At 38.4% G+C, this 18,438-nt stretch carries 17 protein-coding genes and 1 pseudogene; 15 read left to right on the forward strand and 3 right to left on the reverse strand.

What is annotated here, in order from left to right; all coding sequences use genetic code 11:
• Positions 1-113: 113 nt before the first annotated feature.
• Both NYE58_RS12975 and NYE58_RS12980 read right to left on the reverse strand, forming a co-directional pair.
• A complete protein-coding gene (locus tag NYE58_RS12975; RefSeq protein ID WP_341002014.1) occupies positions 114-1,178 on the reverse strand; it encodes a YqhG family protein in 1,065 nt (354 codons plus the stop codon).
• Positions 1,175-2,920 (reverse strand): DEAD/DEAH box helicase, encoded by a 1,746-nt coding sequence (locus NYE58_RS12980; RefSeq protein WP_076129985.1) that lies wholly within the window; start codon positions 2,918-2,920, stop codon positions 1,175-1,177. The genes NYE58_RS12975 and NYE58_RS12980 overlap by 4 nt, the downstream gene beginning before the upstream one ends.
• Before the next feature lie 404 nt (positions 2,921-3,324).
• Between NYE58_RS12980 and NYE58_RS12985 the strand changes: the two genes are divergently transcribed.
• The 5 genes from NYE58_RS12985 (at position 3,325) to NYE58_RS13005 (ending at position 12,116) form a co-directional block, all read left to right on the forward strand.
• Positions 3,325-5,964 carry an adenosylcobalamin-dependent ribonucleoside-diphosphate reductase gene (locus NYE58_RS12985; protein WP_438269364.1) on the forward strand — a complete coding sequence of 880 codons (2,640 nt, stop codon included), beginning with the start codon at positions 3,325-3,327 and terminating at the stop codon, positions 5,962-5,964.
• A gap of 259 nt (positions 5,965-6,223) precedes the next feature.
• Positions 6,224-6,976 (forward strand): hypothetical protein, encoded by a 753-nt coding sequence (locus NYE58_RS12990; protein WP_341002015.1) that lies wholly within the window; start codon positions 6,224-6,226, stop codon positions 6,974-6,976.
• A 5-nt stretch (positions 6,977-6,981) separates the two neighbouring features.
• The gene (locus tag NYE58_RS12995; protein ID WP_256715062.1) at positions 6,982-9,045 is read left to right on the forward strand and encodes a Mu transposase C-terminal domain-containing protein; all 2,064 of its coding nucleotides are present in this window, start codon (positions 6,982-6,984) and stop codon (positions 9,043-9,045) included.
• A gap of 200 nt (positions 9,046-9,245) precedes the next feature.
• Entirely contained in the window at positions 9,246-10,199 is a 954-nt protein-coding gene (locus NYE58_RS13000) for a TniB family NTP-binding protein (protein WP_076133567.1), read from the forward strand.
• A 6-nt stretch (positions 10,200-10,205) separates the two neighbouring features.
• Positions 10,206-12,116, forward strand: coding sequence for a TniQ family protein (locus NYE58_RS13005; protein WP_076133566.1), 1,911 nt, complete (start codon positions 10,206-10,208; stop codon positions 12,114-12,116).
• A gap of 286 nt (positions 12,117-12,402) precedes the next feature.
• Here the strand turns inward: NYE58_RS13005 and NYE58_RS13010 are convergent, their stop codons facing one another.
• Positions 12,403-12,741: a helix-turn-helix domain-containing protein gene (locus NYE58_RS13010; protein ID WP_076133565.1), complete on the reverse strand. Its 339-nt coding sequence runs from the start codon at positions 12,739-12,741 to the stop codon at positions 12,403-12,405.
• A 150-nt stretch (positions 12,742-12,891) separates the two neighbouring features.
• On the opposite strand from NYE58_RS13010, the gene NYE58_RS13015 reads away from it, so the two are divergent.
• From NYE58_RS13015 to NYE58_RS13055, 10 genes and pseudogenes are all read left to right on the forward strand, one after another.
• Positions 12,892-13,215: a hypothetical protein gene (locus NYE58_RS13015; protein WP_076133564.1), complete on the forward strand. Its 324-nt coding sequence runs from the start codon at positions 12,892-12,894 to the stop codon at positions 13,213-13,215.
• Positions 13,212-14,918 (forward strand): TniQ family protein, encoded by a 1,707-nt coding sequence (locus tag NYE58_RS13020; protein WP_076133563.1) that lies wholly within the window; start codon positions 13,212-13,214, stop codon positions 14,916-14,918. The genes NYE58_RS13015 and NYE58_RS13020 overlap by 4 nt, the downstream gene beginning before the upstream one ends.
• A gap of 97 nt (positions 14,919-15,015) precedes the next feature.
• Positions 15,016-15,480, forward strand: a complete 465-nt coding sequence (locus NYE58_RS13025; RefSeq protein ID WP_076133562.1) for a hypothetical protein — start codon at positions 15,016-15,018, stop codon at positions 15,478-15,480.
• Positions 15,481-15,513: 33 nt separating this feature from the next.
• Positions 15,514-16,038: pseudogene (gene sigK / locus NYE58_RS13030) on the forward strand (RNA polymerase sporulation sigma factor SigK); the annotation flags it as partial.
• A 156-nt stretch (positions 16,039-16,194) separates the two neighbouring features.
• Positions 16,195-16,389: a hypothetical protein gene (locus NYE58_RS13035; protein WP_076133560.1), complete on the forward strand. Its 195-nt coding sequence runs from the start codon at positions 16,195-16,197 to the stop codon at positions 16,387-16,389.
• Positions 16,374-16,529: a hypothetical protein gene (locus NYE58_RS37475; protein ID WP_179088857.1), complete on the forward strand. Its 156-nt coding sequence runs from the start codon at positions 16,374-16,376 to the stop codon at positions 16,527-16,529. Before NYE58_RS13035 ends, NYE58_RS37475 begins: the two co-directional genes overlap by 16 nt.
• The gene (locus tag NYE58_RS13040; RefSeq protein WP_143766630.1) at positions 16,495-16,719 is read left to right on the forward strand and encodes a hypothetical protein; all 225 of its coding nucleotides are present in this window, start codon (positions 16,495-16,497) and stop codon (positions 16,717-16,719) included. Before NYE58_RS37475 ends, NYE58_RS13040 begins: the two co-directional genes overlap by 35 nt.
• A 59-nt stretch (positions 16,720-16,778) precedes the next feature.
• Positions 16,779-16,976, forward strand: a complete 198-nt coding sequence (locus NYE58_RS13045) for a hypothetical protein (protein WP_076133559.1) — start codon at positions 16,779-16,781, stop codon at positions 16,974-16,976.
• Positions 16,977-17,168: 192 nt separating this feature from the next.
• Positions 17,169-17,549, forward strand: a complete 381-nt coding sequence (locus tag NYE58_RS13050; RefSeq protein ID WP_076133558.1) for a DUF5071 domain-containing protein — start codon at positions 17,169-17,171, stop codon at positions 17,547-17,549.
• A 63-nt stretch (positions 17,550-17,612) separates the two neighbouring features.
• Positions 17,613-18,005 (forward strand): DUF5071 domain-containing protein, encoded by a 393-nt coding sequence (locus NYE58_RS13055; RefSeq protein WP_076133557.1) that lies wholly within the window; start codon positions 17,613-17,615, stop codon positions 18,003-18,005.
• Positions 18,006-18,438 lie beyond the last annotated feature (433 nt).

Consider the following 18,438-nt stretch of genomic DNA (forward strand, 5'->3'; position numbering starts at 1 on the left):
AGCTTCCTTTTTATTGTAGAGGACAAGCTATAAAAAGGCTGTTGCTTGCTGTCGCGCCGGAAGGCGGAAGTTCTCTTGTTTTTTTGCCTGCTTTTAGCGAGTAGGGTCGCATTCTATAGGCTCCGCAGATGAAACAGTCCATAGGTCACCGCAGAAACTGCGATTTGCGGCTCATATTGCCAAATGGTCTCTTGTCGACGCCGATTATACTGCTCTTGAGTCGCTAGGCGTTTTTCTTCGTCAGGCTCCTTCAGCAGCTCTCCATAATAGACATCAATGATGTCCAGTTCAACCCTTAGCCGCTCACGTGCCTGTTCTGCCCAAGTGTAGTCCAGTTCGGCTAACTGAGCGGTAAGATGAGTTTCCAATAAGTCGGTAGCAGCTGCTACTGTCATTTCATAAGGCTGGATATGCACATTTTCCGGCAAGCGTGGCATCATCTCTTTTGTGGAAACTTTTGCATTAAAGTCATCAATGATGGTTCCCTTTGTTAGGGAGATGCCAAGATAATGGAGTTCTTCACGTTTCAAATCGCAGCTCATCTCCACTTTATAGCAGACACTAAGCCATGGCTCGTAAGCGGCAGAGAACAGCGTGTTTCGCTGCCTGCTGCCCGGGTCCTCAAATAAGTAAAGGCATTTCCCTTCGTCCCGAGCGGCGTTCCAAATCTGTTGCAATCGCTTGCTTCCGTAAATAATATCCTCTCTGCGGATCATTCCTGGCCCAATTCGTGGGAGTGCCGGCACAATTCCGAAGTAGCGGGCTAGGATACTTTCCTCCGGGTCAGTAGATGGAGCATTCACTGTTTCTGAGCCCGGGGAGGCGGATTCGAGTAAGTCAGCGCTGGCCTCTGCATCGTTTGTTCCGCCTGTAGTTAGGCTTCCGGTGACAACTTGATTCAAAATGCCAGCACTACGATTTGCAATAGGGGGAACCTCTACTGCAGCTTGACTGTCGTATTTTTCCGGATCAAAAACAAAGGTGAAAGAAAGGGTCTCAGGATCTACACCTGTGCGCTCCACGAATCCCCAATAATACGGCCGGTCGGTGAGCATTTTGTCAGCTCTAGGTGATAATTTCACAGTTACGTGAAGGGGCGAAGCCTCAATGATGGAGCATTCAGTGGCTTCAAGATAGTCCATCACATGCTTGCGTACTTCCTGTGCGGTGAGGGTCATGTCGCAGTCCCACTTTCTTTTTTAATACCCTGTGTCAATTCACTGAGGGATTCACCAATATGGTCCAGCTCATGCCGCAATTCTTCGTCGGAGCGGGATTCGAGCATGATTTTGTATAAACTTTTCTCCAGCGATTCCTTCTTTTCAAAACGTTCCAGGATTACATCCAGCCCGCCAATCACCATTTCAAACATATTGATTTTTTCATGCAGCAGATGCAGGATATGTTCTTCAATCGTGCCTTGCGTAGACAAGTTGTAGATCACTACGTCATTTTCTTGCCCTAACCGATGGACACGGCCGATACGTTGCTCCACGCGCATGGGATTCCAGGGCAGATCAAAGTTGATCATATGGTGGCAAAATTGCAGGTTAATTCCTTCACCACCGGCTTCCGTTGCAATCATAACTTGGGCCCGGCCGCGGAAAAGATCCATCATCCAATCTTTTTTTCCACGGTTCATTCCGCCGGAATAAGAGACACACATCAGCCCATGTTCACGGAAATACTGTAGTAAATACTCTTGAGTTGCTCGATATTCCGTGAAAACGATGACCTTTTCATTCATTTCTTGAATGAGGGCTAAGGTTGTTTCAGCTTTAGTGTTTGTTTTAACGGTACGGAGGGTCTGTAGCAGCTCCATCATCCGGTCTCTTTTTGGGGAATCCGCAGGCAGCTTTTTGATCAAATTAACTAAAGTGATAAAGACGGCATCCCGGCTGCTGCACACCTCACGTTGAAGGGTTACCAGAGAAAGCATGCTGCTAAGATTGCCGCCGGATTCCTGATACTGGTCTTTGACAAAGGAAGTAACACTGTTATACAAATCTTTCTCTTCTTGGGAGAGAACTAAGGGAATATTACGGACTTTTCGTTTCGTGAAATTAACTGGACCTTCACCACGGCGATTGCGGATCATGACCTTCGAAAGCTCGTCCCGCAGTTGACCTTCATTTTTGGGCTGGCGTTTATCAACCACGAAATTCGAGGCAAAATCGCCCTGATTTCCAAGTTGCCCCGGCTTCAGTATAGTGATCAGATTAAAGAGTTCGCCCAGATCATTCTGAACGGGAGTCGCGGTGAGCAGCAGGCAATATTTTTTGCGTAATTGCTGTACAAATAGATAATTGGTCGATTTTTTATTCTTCAGCTTGTGAGCCTCATCAATGATCAACATATCGTATTCATTTTCCAGCAAGATTTCCTTATGAGGATCTCGTTTGGCGGTATCCATCGATGCGACGACTATGGCGTTGCCCCAAGAATAGGCTTTTTTCTGAGCGACAGCAGTGATGCCGAATTTCGCATTCAGCTCACGAACCCATTGCAATACTAGAGAAGCAGGTACGAGAATAAGCACTTTGGAGACAAGACCGCGTACGAGATATTCTTTGAGCACCAGTCCTGCTTCAATGGTCTTGCCCAGTCCAACCTCATCTGCAAGAATCGCGCGGCCTGACATTTCGAACAGAACCTTATGCGCTGTATCCAGCTGATGGGGAAGAGGGGACAAGCCGGATAAATGCTTCATACATTGCAGCTCATCGAAGCTCGTTACTAGACCTGTTTCCTCTCCTTGTACGGCAAGCTTAGATAAACGGTAGTCTCCCCATGGGCCGCCCTTTTCCAATTTGAGCTCCAGATCTTGCAACCAATTCCGGTCAAAAGAAAGAGGAACAGGCAGTATCGGCGCGGGTGTTCCCCCTTGCTGGGGTAGAGAATTACGGAATAATTGCGTCATAATGCAGCCTCCTCAAGCTCGGATTTATATCACCATTCGTAAGAGTAGTATGCTCGTAAACGAGAGAATTCATAACCTCCTATTTTTCACGATAGCCTTTAAAAAAGAGAGCAAGAGCGAGAAAAAGCAGCAACGTTTGCGATAATTCGGCAACTTGACTCTATTTTCGAATAAGACCTTCGATACAATATGTGGTATAGTTTAAAAGCTGACGCACACAATATATTGTGACAAAAGCTTGAAAATGTATTTTTTATAGAGTGCTTAGCTGGTATTTGTTATTGACAAGATGAGCTTCCTACATACACCTGTTAAGCAGTGGAGGATGGTAAGGGAGTTTTTGTTGTGGGCCCATACCTTGGACCGGAAACTAATATCTACTACACATGCGGGAGGTTTTTTTATTGAGTAAAGTGGAACGTAAGCAACGCCTTGAAGGGCTAAGTGAAAAAATATTTTTGGATCGTTATGCTTGGAAGGATGCAGACAGCAACAATGCTAAAGTAGGCGATGTTGTATTGGTGCTGACCAAAGATGATCCGAAGTTTCCAACTAAGGAAGTCGGAGAAATTGTGGAGCGCAGTGGTCGAATCGTAACTGTAAAGACGCGCAGTGGCGAACTTGTGAAATCGGATGTTGAAAAGTTGACCCTTAATATAGAAAAAACTCCTGAGGAAATGTGGGACCGTCTATCCACAGCGATGGCTTCTGTAGAGAAGACACCTGAGCTTCAAGCAGAATGGGCGGGCAAATTCCGTTCAATCCTGGATGATTGGAAGCTTGTGCCGGGTGGACGTATTGCGGCTGGTGCAGGTGCTAGTGAAGAATTAACATTGTTCAACTGTTATGTAATCCCTTCTCCAAAAGACAGCCGTGGCGGCATCATGCAGACATTGTCTGAAATGACGGAGATTATGGCCCGTGGTGGCGGTGTAGGCATTAACCTGTCTTCATTGCGTCCTCGTCGTGCGATTGTTAGAGGGGTTAATGGTTCATCCAGTGGTTCCGTTTCTTGGGGCGGTTTGTTTAGTTATACTACGGGGCTTATTGAGCAAGGCGGCAGCCGTCGTGGTGCGCTCATGCTGATGATTAATGACTGGCATCCCGATGTTGAGGACTTCATTACTGTGAAGCAAACGATGGGCCAAGTCACTAATGCTAACCTTTCGGTATGTGTGAGCAATGGTTTTATGAAGGCTGTAAAAGAAGATCTGGACTGGGATCTCGTATTCCCGGATACAACCGATCCTGAATATAACGAAATATGGGATGGCGATCTCGACAAGTGGAAAGCTGCCGGCAAAAACGTTATCCATTATCGCACCGTAAAAGCGCGTGACGTGTGGCGTACGATCATTGAATCGGCATGGAAATCCGCTGAGCCAGGCGTCGTGTTCATGGAATACTATAACCAGATGTCTAACAGCTGGTATTTCAACCCGATTATTTGTACAAATCCTTGTGGAGAGCAAGGCCTGCCAGGCTGGGGAGTCTGCAATCTGTCTGCGGTGAACCTGTCCAAGTTCTACGATGAGAAAAATCATGATGTAGATTGGGAAGATCTTGCGACTACAACCCGTTATTCAGTCCGTTTTCTGGACAATGTAATTGATAAAACACCTTATCATTTCCCGGAAAATGAAGCGAATCAGAAAAAGGAACGCCGCGTGGGTCTCGGAACCATGGGATTGGCGGAGCTGATGATTAAATTGAACATCCGTTACGGCAGCCCGGAATCGTTGGAGTTTCTGGACAAGCTATACGGCTTTATGGCTCGTGAAGCCTACCTTGCTTCGGCAGAAATTGCTGGAGAGAAGGGTTCCTTCCTAGCTTTTGATACTGAGAAATATCTAATGAGCGGCTTTATGAAAAATATAGTCGAAGCGTATCCAGAGGTTGGCGAAGCGATTCGTGAACATGGTATGCGTAACGTTACAGTTATTACACAAGCACCTACAGGTAGTACAGGTACAATGGTAGGTACTTCTACGGGAATTGAGCCTTATTTTGCCTTCAAATATTTCCGTCAAAGTCGTCTTGGCTATGATGAACAGTTTGTTCCAATCGCTCAAGAGTGGCTGGAGGCTCATCCGGGTGAAGAGCTGCCTGACTACTTTGTAACTTCGATGGATCTGTCAGCTAAAGATCATATTCGTGCGCAAGCAGCGATCCAACGCTGGGTAGATAGCTCTATTTCCAAAACAGCGAACTGCCCGTCTGACTTTACGGTTGAGGAGACGGCTGAGCTATATGAAATGGCCTTTGATCTAGGTTGTAAGGGTGTTACGATCTACCGCGATGGAAGTCGTGACGTTCAAGTTCTGGAAACCACGAAGAAGGAAGACAAAAAAGAAGCCGCTCCGGTTGCGGCAGAAGAAGCTACAACTACTGTAGAAGCGAGTACAAGTGTTGTAGCAGCAAGTCCAGCGCCTCAAGTGACTACAAAAGAGGCGGATAAACAATACAAAAAACGTCCGCAGGTTCTGCGCGGCGCTACCTATAAAATCAACACACCATTTGGGATGGCATATATTACGATCAATGACCTTGATGGAATACCGGCTGAAATCTTCCTGAATGTAGGTAAAGCAGGTTCTGACGTATTTGCTATGGCAGAAGCATTAGGCCGCGTCTGCTCCTTGTTCCTCCGTTACGGAGATCATGGTGAGAAAGTGGAGCTGTTGATTAAACATCTGAAAGGCATTGGCGGATCAGGTGCTATCGGCTTCGGCGCGAACCGTGTTGAATCCATTGCTGACGCTGTAGCTAAGGCACTGGAATCACATGTGCTGAACAATGCTCATGATGATCATGTACCTGCTCCGATTGCGGCAACTTTGGAGCTGGAGGATTTCAATGAAGCATTAAATGCGGAGTTGAAATCGAGCGTTCCGTCAGCTACGGAAGATGGACATGGTGGTCATCATGGACATAACCATGCCACGGCTTCCCGTGACCTTTGCCCATCCTGCGGCAGCGCCTCGCTGATTAATATTGAGGGCTGTAAGACTTGTGGCAATTGCGGGTATAGTCGTTGCGGGTAAACTAGAACTGTGACTAGCATAGCTACTAAAAGCAAGTGTCTGTTGTAATTAGTTTTGTCATTACTTGGAGATTAATTTGTCACCATATATGAATATGATTTGTCATCGCCTGAACCTTTATTGGTTCAGGCTTTTTTTATTTATTCAAACATCTCACTGTACTAGTTTAACCATATTCTCCTTTGGAAATAATTGAGGTTATGAGCCAACGAAAGATGGAGTTAGAAATGTCATTTTTTATGATGGGGAGGGTTAGCCTTTGGACTGGCTGAGCAAAAAAACATGGAGGAAAGAGGATGAACTTTATTCACCAAAGCGAAAAGTCAATAATAAAGGGAGCCGAAATTTTCCTCATATTATTGGGTCAATACCTAGCCGGAAAATGGAACGGCATATTCCCTACGAGTCTTTGTGGGGGGAATGCTTGTTTTATTATTTGTTGGAGTTGGATCCTTTAACAGTTAGATACTATCCACAACCTGTTTGGGTCCCATACCAAGTGATGAATTCTCGATTTGAATTGGAAAAAAAAGGGCATGTGCCTGATACATTAGTTTTCAGGCAAGGAAATCCTCCTCATTTGTACCAAATAAAAGGTGGCGATATCTTTGTAGAACAACAACCACATCTTTATAGTGCATGTATGAACTATTGTATTAAGGAAGGATGGGGCTATTCTGTTGTGAGACCAAAGTTACTTCCCGAGACAGTGAAAAGAAACATACAGCTAATTATGCATTACAAGCAACAGAGAGAGTACTACAACATATATATCCATGAAATTATGAAGAAAGTAGCTTATTTTAAAGACCCCACTATTGAATATCTTGCTAAGAGCTTTATTGCAAAGGTAAATGTTAGGGACATAATTCCATTAATTTACCATCTGATCTTTTTAGGTGAATTAAAAGTGGATTTGCTACAGCCACTAGATTTATTCAGTAAAGTTTCTAATGGTAATTTATCTCAATATTTATTGCCTTACTTTAATATGGAGGGTGACATCCTTTGAAAACTATGAGGTTATGTATAGATGATACGTTTGAGTGGTGTGGTTCTAAATTTTATGTTTATGATTTTGAATATCCTTCAGTACTTTTTTTTAAGGATGATGGGGATAAAAAAATTATAAGAATGAATCACCTGTCTCTCATTTCTGACCCAACATTTAAGGTTAAAAAAAATGATAGGAAGTCATCTTTAACATCCATAGAAACTGAGAATAATATGAGAGATCTGTTAGATACTTTACCAGAAAAGCGAAAAGCTCTAGCAATTAAAAAAAAATCAATTATTGAACCAATCTTAATCTATGATGATGTGATGTCAGGTAATTTGTATGCCGCGCAGACATTTTATGAAAAATTTCAGTGTTATCTCAACAAAGGAGAAAAGCTGGATAGACTGGGTAAAAAGGAACTTGTTGAGCGAGTTGCAGCTAAACACGATTATTCTGCTAGACAAATTTTCCGTTTACTTGCAGCTTTTAATAAATCAGAAACAGAACGAGAACATCATGGAATAGAAGGACTCGTCTCCAAAGCCCATCTAAACACACATAATCGTGTAGGTGAGATAGCCATTCCACTCGCGCATCCTAAAAAATCCGAACTCATTCTGGATACGATTTTTATAAGGTTACCTACTGAGTATGTACCAATTCTAAAACGGGAATTGGAAAAATTCATAGTTAAGAAGCGGCGTAAAGTTAACTTACTCCATGAAAATATTGAGATTGCATGTACAGCGGTTGGACTAAAGCCCCTTGAGTACGACACGGTGTATAAAATTGTTGACCGGATAGATAAATACGTAATGGAACGTATCAATAAAGGAGATATTGCAGACCCAAAGTTAATAAAAGAAAAAGCATCTAATCAATTTGCTATGGCTCCTCTGCATGTAATTGAGTTAGATCATGCTAGGTTACCAATTACCTTAATTGATCCTGAAACAGGTGCGGAATTAGGCGAACCATGGTTAACTCTAGGTATATGTGTGTTTACTCGGATGGTTTGGGGCTTCAATTTATCTTTCAACGAGCCATCAGGTCAAAAAGTAATGCGTACTTTGTTAAATGGTATTTGTTTTAAAAATGCAAAGGAAAAGTATGGGACAATTAACGATTGGGAAATGCATGGGTTTCCAACAGTGATTTTTATGGATAACGGCTCTGATTTTACGAGTACTTATGTGAAAAGTATGATTGAAGATGTGTTGGGGGCTGAACCAAGATATCGTCCAATTGCTACTCCACGTTTTGGCGGAGTAATCGAAAGGTATTTTGGGACGGTTAACACATCCTTTTTGAACCAATTGTTAGGCACTCGAGAAAAGAATGACACAGATAAAGATACCAAAGAAGAAGCTAGGTTGGAATCTATTTTAACTTTAGATAATTTAAGGGAATTGTTAGTTCATTACATCACAGATGTATACCACCACAAACCCCATGAAGGTCTTCCAATCGAGTGTGATACCCCAGTAGCAAGACTGTATACAGCCATGGATACAATGGGAAGTTTACCATTTATTTCAGAGGAAGATGAACCGTATTATAAACTGCAACTTCTACCAACCGATATGAGATCATATCGTCAAGATGGCATTAGATTAGATAATGTAAAGTATGGTTCACCAGAGACAACTAGGTTTATTAGCAAGAAGCAAAAAAAGAACTGTAAAATAAAATTTGATGATGACGATATATCTAAAATCTTCTTGTTAGATCCCAAATCTATGCTTTACATTGAGGTTCCTGCAATTAGTCCACCAGCTGAAGCTATTCAGGGGATGAGTAGAAGATTATATGCAAAAGTACGTAAAAATCTCATCGCTGAAGGAGAAATAACTAAACAACAGATTCCTGGTTCAGCTCTTGTTAGCAAGGGAAAGTTGAAGATACGTGAGAAATATAATCAAATGGTTTCTACCAATACATCGGCAAGGCGACGGGCTTTAAAGCAGGGATTTGATCTCCAAGTCGGAAACAAAACTGGGGATTTTGCTAAATCTCAAGAACCTATATCTAAAGTTCAACAGCTAGTTTTGAAGTTAAATACTGAGAAGGAGCGGAAATAAAAAATAACCCTAATGAAGGGTTATTAGCTTTAATATTTTAATACAAGGTTCCTAAGGTTGGTTTTTAATCGCTTTACTTATTCAAGTAAAGTATCTATATAAAAACTAGAATACTAAAGAAACCTTATATGAGAAGCATTGGTGTTTATAGACAATTTCTTGAGGAAATAATTCTACTTAAAAAGAAGGAGGATAATTTTGTGGCGAATTTACCTACTATCTATGAAGACTTTCAAAACAAAGTGACAAATCTTTATGTTGAACATCCTGAAGTTAAAAGGATCTGGAGTAGGCTAGATCGAAACAGGAAGATTAAGCGCGCGGGAAATAATAGCGACGATTCTCCTATAAACTTGTTCATTGAGGGGTATTCTGGCGCAGGGAAAACACAATGTGCAAAAAAATATCTTCGTCGTAATCCTATTATCACCAAGTTTGACAAAGATGGTGGTCAATATGATACGCGACCGGTATTGTATATGACACTACCAGTACCCTTTACTTATAAAGGCTTTTACAACAGTATTCTGAAGAGTATCGATAAAGACTTCCCGTTATCAAATCTAGATGTCGATCGGATAAAAAATCAAGCATTTTCTCTTATGAAGAGTTTAGAAGTCGAAATGCTGGTTATAGATGAAATGGATTATCTCTTAGCATCAACATATGTTCAACAAAAAGCAGTAATGGAGAATATTAAAGATATCGCTAATTCCGCTGATGTTTGTCTTGTCTGCATTGGAACACACGCTATTGAAATTTTAAGAACACTTAATACACAGCATCAGCGTCGATATCCGAAAACTGTACTTGATCATTTCACAGCATGTAATAAAGACTTCTTTGATTTTTTAATGTCGGTAGAGGAACAACTCGCATTACCACCAGATTTAGGCAGGTCACTGGAATGGTCTAATCCAAATAGCTCTTTCGGCCCATTAATTTTTGAGATAACAGGTGGGCTTGTAGGATGGATAAAACCAATTCTTCGAGAGTCAATGGATTTAGTTGGCGTATTTAATGATGATTTTCATGATTTCTCAATTCTTAAAAATATAAACGGAGATATTCTGATACAGGCACAGGCTAATATAATTGGTAGTTACGCTGTGGATGATATGGAAAAAATATTGAATATTAACTGTGAAAGGTGATTATTTATGAGGGACCATAGACAACTATGTATCAGACCTAAGTTGTTTGATGATGAAAGCCTATCCTCTTTTTTAATGAGAATTGCCAAGGCCTACTACACAAGCGTTAGTGTAGTGTGGAAGTGTTATGGACATCAAAGGAGAGCTGCATATCGTGTGGATTTATACTCTTCAAATGCACTCGATATAAAAAAGATATGTGGGCATATGAACAACAGCGCGGAGCATATACGTTCCGCAACTTTTTATAATTTGATAATTTCTTTTGTCGAAGAAAACGATGTAAGGCCTCAAGATTTTTTTGGGAATTTAGTCGAAAAAAAAAGGCGCCGTTTTTGTCCCTGTTGTCTTGCTGAACAAACATACTACCCTTTGTTATGGCAGGTTAATGAGTTAAAGCTATGCTTGAAACACAGTTGTTATTTAGAAGATTCTTGTCCGGTTTGTAAATCACCTATTCCATATGTTGCAGATGGACTTGCAGAAGGAAAGTGTCCAAGTTGCCAAAGCTCACTGGCCCAGAAAATACACTATAGTACTGATGCAATAGAGATGCAGGAACAAACTACCTTATATTCGGAATGGAATTTTATGTTGAGCAATAAGTTTACAATTCATCACAAGACGAAGTCATTGACTAAAGGCCGTTACGTGTGTGCCAAACTGCTGTTTATAGCTCAGGGCCTCGAACCGATGTATAACCGCCTACATATTACTCTTAAGAGTAAGCGCAGAAGCGAGTTATTAAGGTATGTGAATGGACAAAAAGAACAGCATGCAATTACACTACCATTTCTTCGCCATGCTCTTCGGACTCTAGGAGTGAGAACTGAGTTTTTTTATGAGACTATGGTACCTGATAGCTATTTAAAGAGTATTTTTAATAGTGAAAAAGTAGGGCCTTGTCTTTCTCCATGGTGTAAATCATACAGAACTGCCGCTGGTATGATCTCGCTATTCCATAAGGGAAGGTCTTTTCATTCCAACTATGAACTATTGAGAAGTGCTCACATGTGCAGGCACTGTTCCTTAAAATATGGATATAATGATTCAGGCGTTTGGGTAGAGAAAGGAGAAGTTATTAGCGTAGCATTTTATAAATGTGTACCATTATTAAATGCTGGTTTTAAAATTAGCCAAATAGCAAAAGCGCTTGGAATAGATCAATATAGAGTTTCTCTTTATGCAGCATACTTAGTACAGTATCAGTTAGTGAATGAGCATGTTATAAGTTATTATAAGAGAGATATGCAAGATCTAGAACCTTTACCATATTTCCAAAAAATAGCTGAGATGAAAGGATGTAAGAGTCATCTAACAAAAAAATTATTTAATTGGAACAAACGTGAATATCTTTATCATCAGTGGCATCCGGAGGTGCAAGCGTTCTTTGTTCGACCATATGTAAATAAGAAACATCTAGAGTTGAGAGTTAAGGAAGAGAAGCAAGAACGATCTAAAGTCAAATCTCTGGAATCTGAAGTGACATTGATTTGGGAAAAAGCGAAATTGATTGTTATTCAGTTAGAACTGGACCAAATAACAATTAGTGACAAAGACTGGTATACGAAGCTTGGAAGAGGAAAAAGATGGATTGGTGATAATATGCCTGATCTTAGGGAGTGGTATTCGGGTAAGAAACTTCAATTAAAAGAAACTTATAAAAAGGAACAAACACGAGCAAAGTTAAATATGGCAATAAAGGTTATGTGTAAGTTATTCAGAAGTGGTTTGCCATTGACAGAATGTGGAATTAAGTTAGAGACTGGTTTTTGCAGTCGATATGGGGGTTTTTTAGCCATCCAGAATAATATAGCAAATACTTTGCAGCAAGCTCAATTAACCGTTGAGGAAATCGAAGAAATTATGATTCAGAAACCTTATCCAGAAGAATGGATAAATATAATTAATCGATAACTCAATCTTCATCTTTTTAACTGAGCACGGTAGAGCAATAAAAGTAATGCCGATTATTATTATGAATGAGTCGTGGTTTTTAATATCAATGAATTAGTTAAGATATTTAGCCTAATATTATATTTTTTAAAAACTAACGCGCAAAAGGCGTTATCATTACATGCTATCTATTAATTTAGTTTTATTTGTTTATTCTATTTGGTATATATGGTATTTTTTAACTTTTTGAGTTGATTGAAAAAATAAAAGCAAAAATTAAGGACAATAAATCGGAATCCTGTGTCAATTATGGTCCGAATAACTCGTTTAGAATATTCTTAGCTTTCCTAATCTCCTTTGTATTAAGGGTCAATAATAGTTTAATAATTTCATCAATATCCTGGGATTTACCAATAGATTTTCGTTTCGTTTTAGTGTATTCAAATAATTCATAAACTCCAACATTTAATGCTACAGCAATCTTCTGAAGATTCAATGTTGTAATGTTATTTTCAGCGCGTTCAACTGCACCAATATACGTATAATTAAATCCTGCTAATTCTGCCAGCTGCTCCTGCGTCAATCCTCGTTCTTTTCGTAGATCTCTGATGCGTCGCCCCAGTAATTTCAATACCTCATCTGCCACTTATCCCACCTCTACTAAAGTGTAGACAAGGCGAAACACTCCATACATGGGTGTATAAATAGTTTTTTAATATAATACTATTTATACTATGTATATTAACTAGATTACTAGGCAATGATACTAGTAATAATCAGAAGAGAGGTGTACAAATTGAATTTATTGAGTGATCTCCTTTTACGAGATACTGCAGAGGTTACTGAAAATGGAATCTTTTATAAGGATAAATTCTATACATGTAGTGTAGCCCTTCGAGAACAGTGGTTTTCTAAAGCAGCAAAGGTGGAAGTATGGTCTATTCCTATCTATTTTGATCCGACAGATGCAGACTATATACTGCTCCAACTTCAAAATGGATTTTTATGCATAGGGAACTTATTAGTGAATGAATCATATATGTATGACACAAAAGACTACTTTAATTTAATAGAGCAAGTTAAAAAAAAGATGAAAAATCGAAGAGGTAGATTGAAATGATTTTACCTATACGTCCTATTCATTTTGCAGACGAAAGTATTTCTGGATACTTCTTCAGATTGTTAAGATTAAATGGTTTTCATTCCCCCATTCCTTTACTATCATTGTTGAAGATTACAAATTCCCAAGCGAAAAATAATTTTTTTACGGTAGATTCAAAAGTACTCTTAGCCAAATTAATAAATAAAGATGAGCAATTTTTTTATACAGGTAAAAATCAACTCTCGACTCTACTAGATAAGAAAAAATATTATACTAGTTTGTTTTTACTTAATAGAATCAAATATTGTCCCCTATGCATAAAAGAATCTTATTATCATAGAGAGCTATGGATATCGTTACTAATTAGTGTTTGTCCTCATCATGCAGTTGTATTGCAGGATGATTGTCCGAATTGTAAATCAAAAATCTCAATGAAATCATTTTTTAATGGTTTTTGTGATAAATGTTTTTTTGCTTATATTAATACTTCGCCACAAAATCAAGAGAGTAAACTATTCAATAAATACCAAATGCAACTATCCAATATATTACAAGACAAAGGAGAGCTTAATGCTTCGAATTGTAATCTTGTAGATTATATTGAACTGATGCTGAGAAGTTATCATATTATTTCAGGCGGGCTAGATCATCTCGGAACGTCTGTAAGTTCCATAAATAGTTTTTATAATCGTTCAAATACAAAAAAAGATAGTAGGTTAATTGCACTAACTTTTGCCAATGCCATGTGGATGTATGATGAATTTCCAAAAAACTATTATGAAATATTGGATGAATTCATAGTACGTAACTCAAAAAAAGAACTTTATGAAAAATTAAAAAGATATGAAGTGATCTTCAACAACGAATCATACAATCTGATAAAAGAAACGTATCAGGAATTTTTTCTGAATAAACTAAACAATGGTGTAGTTCGTAAAGATTTTTCAGTTTTTAAAAAAAATCCGGAACTGCTTTTAAATCGAAAATTTCTGAGGAGAGAAGAAGTGAAAAACCTTACTAGAATGACATATGGGAAAATCTCGAACTTAAGTAATAACAATGAAATACATCTTAATCAGACTTCCAACGGAGAAAGAAAAGGTTACTTTGTAGAATCCAATTCTCTTCATGTTTTTCTTGTCAAAGAATCACTAATGATTACAAAAAAAGAAGCCGCCCTTTTAGTCGGATTACATTCTTCAACAATTAACAAGCTAATTGAAGCAAAATTGCTTGATGTTCATTCGAATTATAGTCAATCAAAAATCATCGATCGAACCCAATTAAACGAACTCGTAAATAACTGTTTAGGTCAGAGGGTACCTTCTAAACCGGACAATGTGGTATCTTTTCATGAGGTTTTAATCAAGCAATCTGTGAATTTTCTGAAAGTTGTTGATCTTATCCAATTCACCTTAGACGGAATATTACATCCAATTCGCATATCTGATGATCGAAAGTTAACAAACAATTTTTACATTGAAGAAGAAATTGATATCTGTTTAAAAAACATAAAAGAGAAGTTGTCCACCGAAAGAGGTATTACTTTTCAGGATCTTATGAGAGTACTTCATATAGGTGAGAAAAGACTTTGGAAAGTTCTGAAAAGTAATGGCATTGAAGCTGATTTTACGCTCATCATGAAGGATGGACGTAAAAGATACTATTTTAAAAAGCAAACAACCGAAATAATTTTCAAACTCCTTCGACGGAATGCATAGTTCGAATTTATTCATACCTATTAAATCTAGATATAATGTATTAAATTTTTTTAAGATAGATAATCTATTATCTGAAAATTAAAGAGAGGTATCCACTATGAGTAAGAGTCGAAGAAGCAGTAGGAATTATGTTCAAGGAGTCATAAGAGAATTATATGTGCTAGGGTACTCTGACAAAGAAGCAAGAGATGCTTTTTTGCGTCACTACCGAGGATTGAGGCGCAGCTATGGTTTTTATCTGAATGCACGTGATTTTGCTAAATACATTGATGACATAGAACGTATAATGAAAAGTGATACTATTTCTGAAGATTCTGGTCGTATTTACGTCGGACACCTTCGAAAGCAACTGTACAAGCCAATGCGCCAAGCGGAAACAACCGTGCTAGTATTTAATATCACTAAAGAAATGGAAAAGGAAATAAATAAATGGGATACGTGTATTGCAAAAGATGTAGATCATTCAAAATTTGCTTATGTTTTTGTCCCAACAAGTATTGGCATAGCTGTGAAAGTGCAGTGTGATGTATGTAAGCGCGAATTAGATTTAACTGATTGGTGATGACGAAATATTTTGAGTTAAAGGATGCTTAAACAATTAATTGCTCATAACCTCAAAAAATTCGATAATACCGGAGAAGACATGGAGGATTTAATCTCCATCGGCACCATTGGCCTGATCAAAGCCATTGAGAGCTATCGCCCGAACAAAGGGACAAAACTGGCCACTTTTGCTGCCCGTTGTATTGAAAACGAAATTCTGATGCACCTAAGATCCTTGAAGAAGACTCGTAAAGATGTATCTCTGCACGATCCAATTGGGACAGACAAGCAAGGTAATGAAATTACACTTATCGATATCCTTGGCTCCGAAGCCGACGATGTCATTAAAGAAGTCGATCTTAAGATTGAGAAGAGCAAAATTTACCGCAACCTTGATATTCTGGATGACCGGGAAAAAGAGGTTGTGGTTGGGCGGTTTGGCTTAGATACGGGTGGAGAAGAGCGGACGCAGAGGGAGATTGCCAAGGAGCTTGTTATAAGTCGCAGCTATGTGTCACGGATTGAGAAGCGAGCGCTCATGAAGCTGTATCATGAGTTTTATAAGGCAAAGCGCTAGGATCTTAGATAATAACTAAAGATTCACTATAGAGTGTTTTAAAAGCGAATTGCCAACAAGGGAGTTGCTTTTTTGTTAATTCAAGTAGTTGGGCTAAATGAACATAAAAAAAGCATGTTCAGAAAATTATCTTTTTAACTCCTGAGGGGTATTATTATGACATACAAAGAAATTTATGATCTCCATATTCAATTGTTACATGTATATGAAAATAATGAAAAGTACCAAGGTCCATATCAGACACAAATCGACCTGCTGAAGGTATTATGCAATGTCCGAACCGGATGTCAAGGCTCTTTTCTAAAAATACACGGGCTAGGTATTATGATCCGAGTATGGGGCGGTTTTTAAATGAGGATACGTATGAAGGGGAGATTGATAATCCGCTGAGTCAGAACCTTTATATTTATGTGCATAATAACCCGTTGATATATACTGACCCGACGGGGAATTATTGTGAATCAGCCGATGGGAAATTTTTCACATTCTAAAGGATGTACTAATCTTGATAGTATTTATGTACCAGATAGAATCAAAGATAAATATCCTAATAAATCAACTGCTCAACTTGTAAATATTTATAACAAAGAAAAAGAAACAAAAGTAGCTTTGGCTGGAGTAGTCATATTAAGAAATGAAGTTGCTACCTTTTCCAGGAAGTTCTTCTGGATCGATAATTAAGGGGTTAACCCAAATAGCGGGGACCATTGTGGCAACAAGTTTAGTGGTTGACTCAGCCAATGAAAATCGAGTTAAAGAAGGAACAATTATTTACAGATCTTCTGTATCAGTTAACTCCAAGGCCAGTAACTGATGAAAACGTGCTCTCCTTTTTTACTTATATTATGGCCAACAATAATAAAGCGGCTATGACAACGGTAGAGGCAGTGAAGAAAGAGGAAGTGTTTTTAGTAGAAAAAGATGCCAATAAATCCTAAACACTACCTTATTTCCGCAAAAGATCCATATGAACACCAACTTTGGATGAACTCAAAAACAAATGCTAATAATGATCCATACTATTTAACAGAAATACTAATGAAAATATCAGTTCCAGTCCAAGTTCAATAAATAGTTTTAGATTTGATTGAAAAAATGAATTTTTTACCAAAAAGGGAGGGAAATCAATTATGGGGAATTTACCTCTAAGTAAAATGGATTATGAGAGTATTAAAAAATTAAAGCAATTAAATAAAAATGATCTTTTAGATCTGATTGAAGGGTTATCGATATATTTAAAGGATAGGAATTTTCCTATATTTGAAGATGTTGTGGAGTTATTACTTAATTTTAATAAGGAACTTATTCCTTTCATCAATAGGATATTCGAAGGGGAGGAAAGTGATTGGAAATTAAATGTTTTAGAATATTTATTGCCTCAGTTTCCTATTGGAGTTCTTATTGAACTAGAAGTCAGTTTAATCAAAATTGTTGAAACCCCAACTACATTAGATAGGGAATTAGAAGTTGATATAGCTGCTAAGGAAGTGTTAAAAAAAATTCAGGCTTAAGGATGGAACCGCGGCTAGTTATTTCAATAGACTTTTCTTCATATTCGCTGTAGGAGGATAAAGATGGAGATCAAAAGATTAATCCCGAAAGATAAAATGGATATCGAGTCAGTAAATAAATTAAAAGCATTAGATACAAATTTAATTAAACCGATTATTCCTGATTTATTAGAGTGGACTGCAGATGCAAATTGGCCTACTACAAAAGAAATTGGGAAGTTGCTGCTTCCGTTAGGCAGGGAATTAGTTCCTCATCTCAGGAAAATTTTCGCTTCTGATGATGACTGTTGGAAATATTCAATACTTGTAAAGTTGGTTATAAATCTACCGAAATCTGTATTATCGGAGATGGAAGCTGATCTTAAAAGATTAGCCTTTAACCCAACTGAACGTGAAAAACAAGAATTAGTCGACGAAGAGGCAGCCGATATTTTGTCACTTCTATATCAAACATGAAGTATACTGAGGAGTGATTTCCTATATTTCAATATGCTGGCACGTTTATTGTTTTATCAATAGATGATACTCTTGCATCTTGAAAATATTCTAGATAATATGCACGCTAGTTATGAAAAAAAACAACAAAGAAATTAGTTTCACCTATACGTTATTAGAACGTAAGAATTAGGTCATGGCTATTTTATTCAAGCTTTAGATTCATTAATAAACATAAAAAAAGGAAGAGGCGGTACAGTTAAACTCGCTTCTTGTAAAGTCATAGAACAAATTCAAAAAAAATACTTGCAACCACCTTGCGACTAACAATCGTAGGGTGGTGAGTTTTTTGATCATTTCTTACCCATAACATCTTCACATCCAATCATAGTCAAGCATTTGATTATCTGATTTGAAGAGTAATAGTCCACAGACAAATTGAAAATATTACAAT

It is taken from the genome of Paenibacillus sp. FSL L8-0708 (assembly GCF_038009325.1).
Classification (GTDB): Bacteria; Bacillota; Bacilli; order Paenibacillales; family Paenibacillaceae; genus Paenibacillus_AQ; species Paenibacillus_AQ odorifer.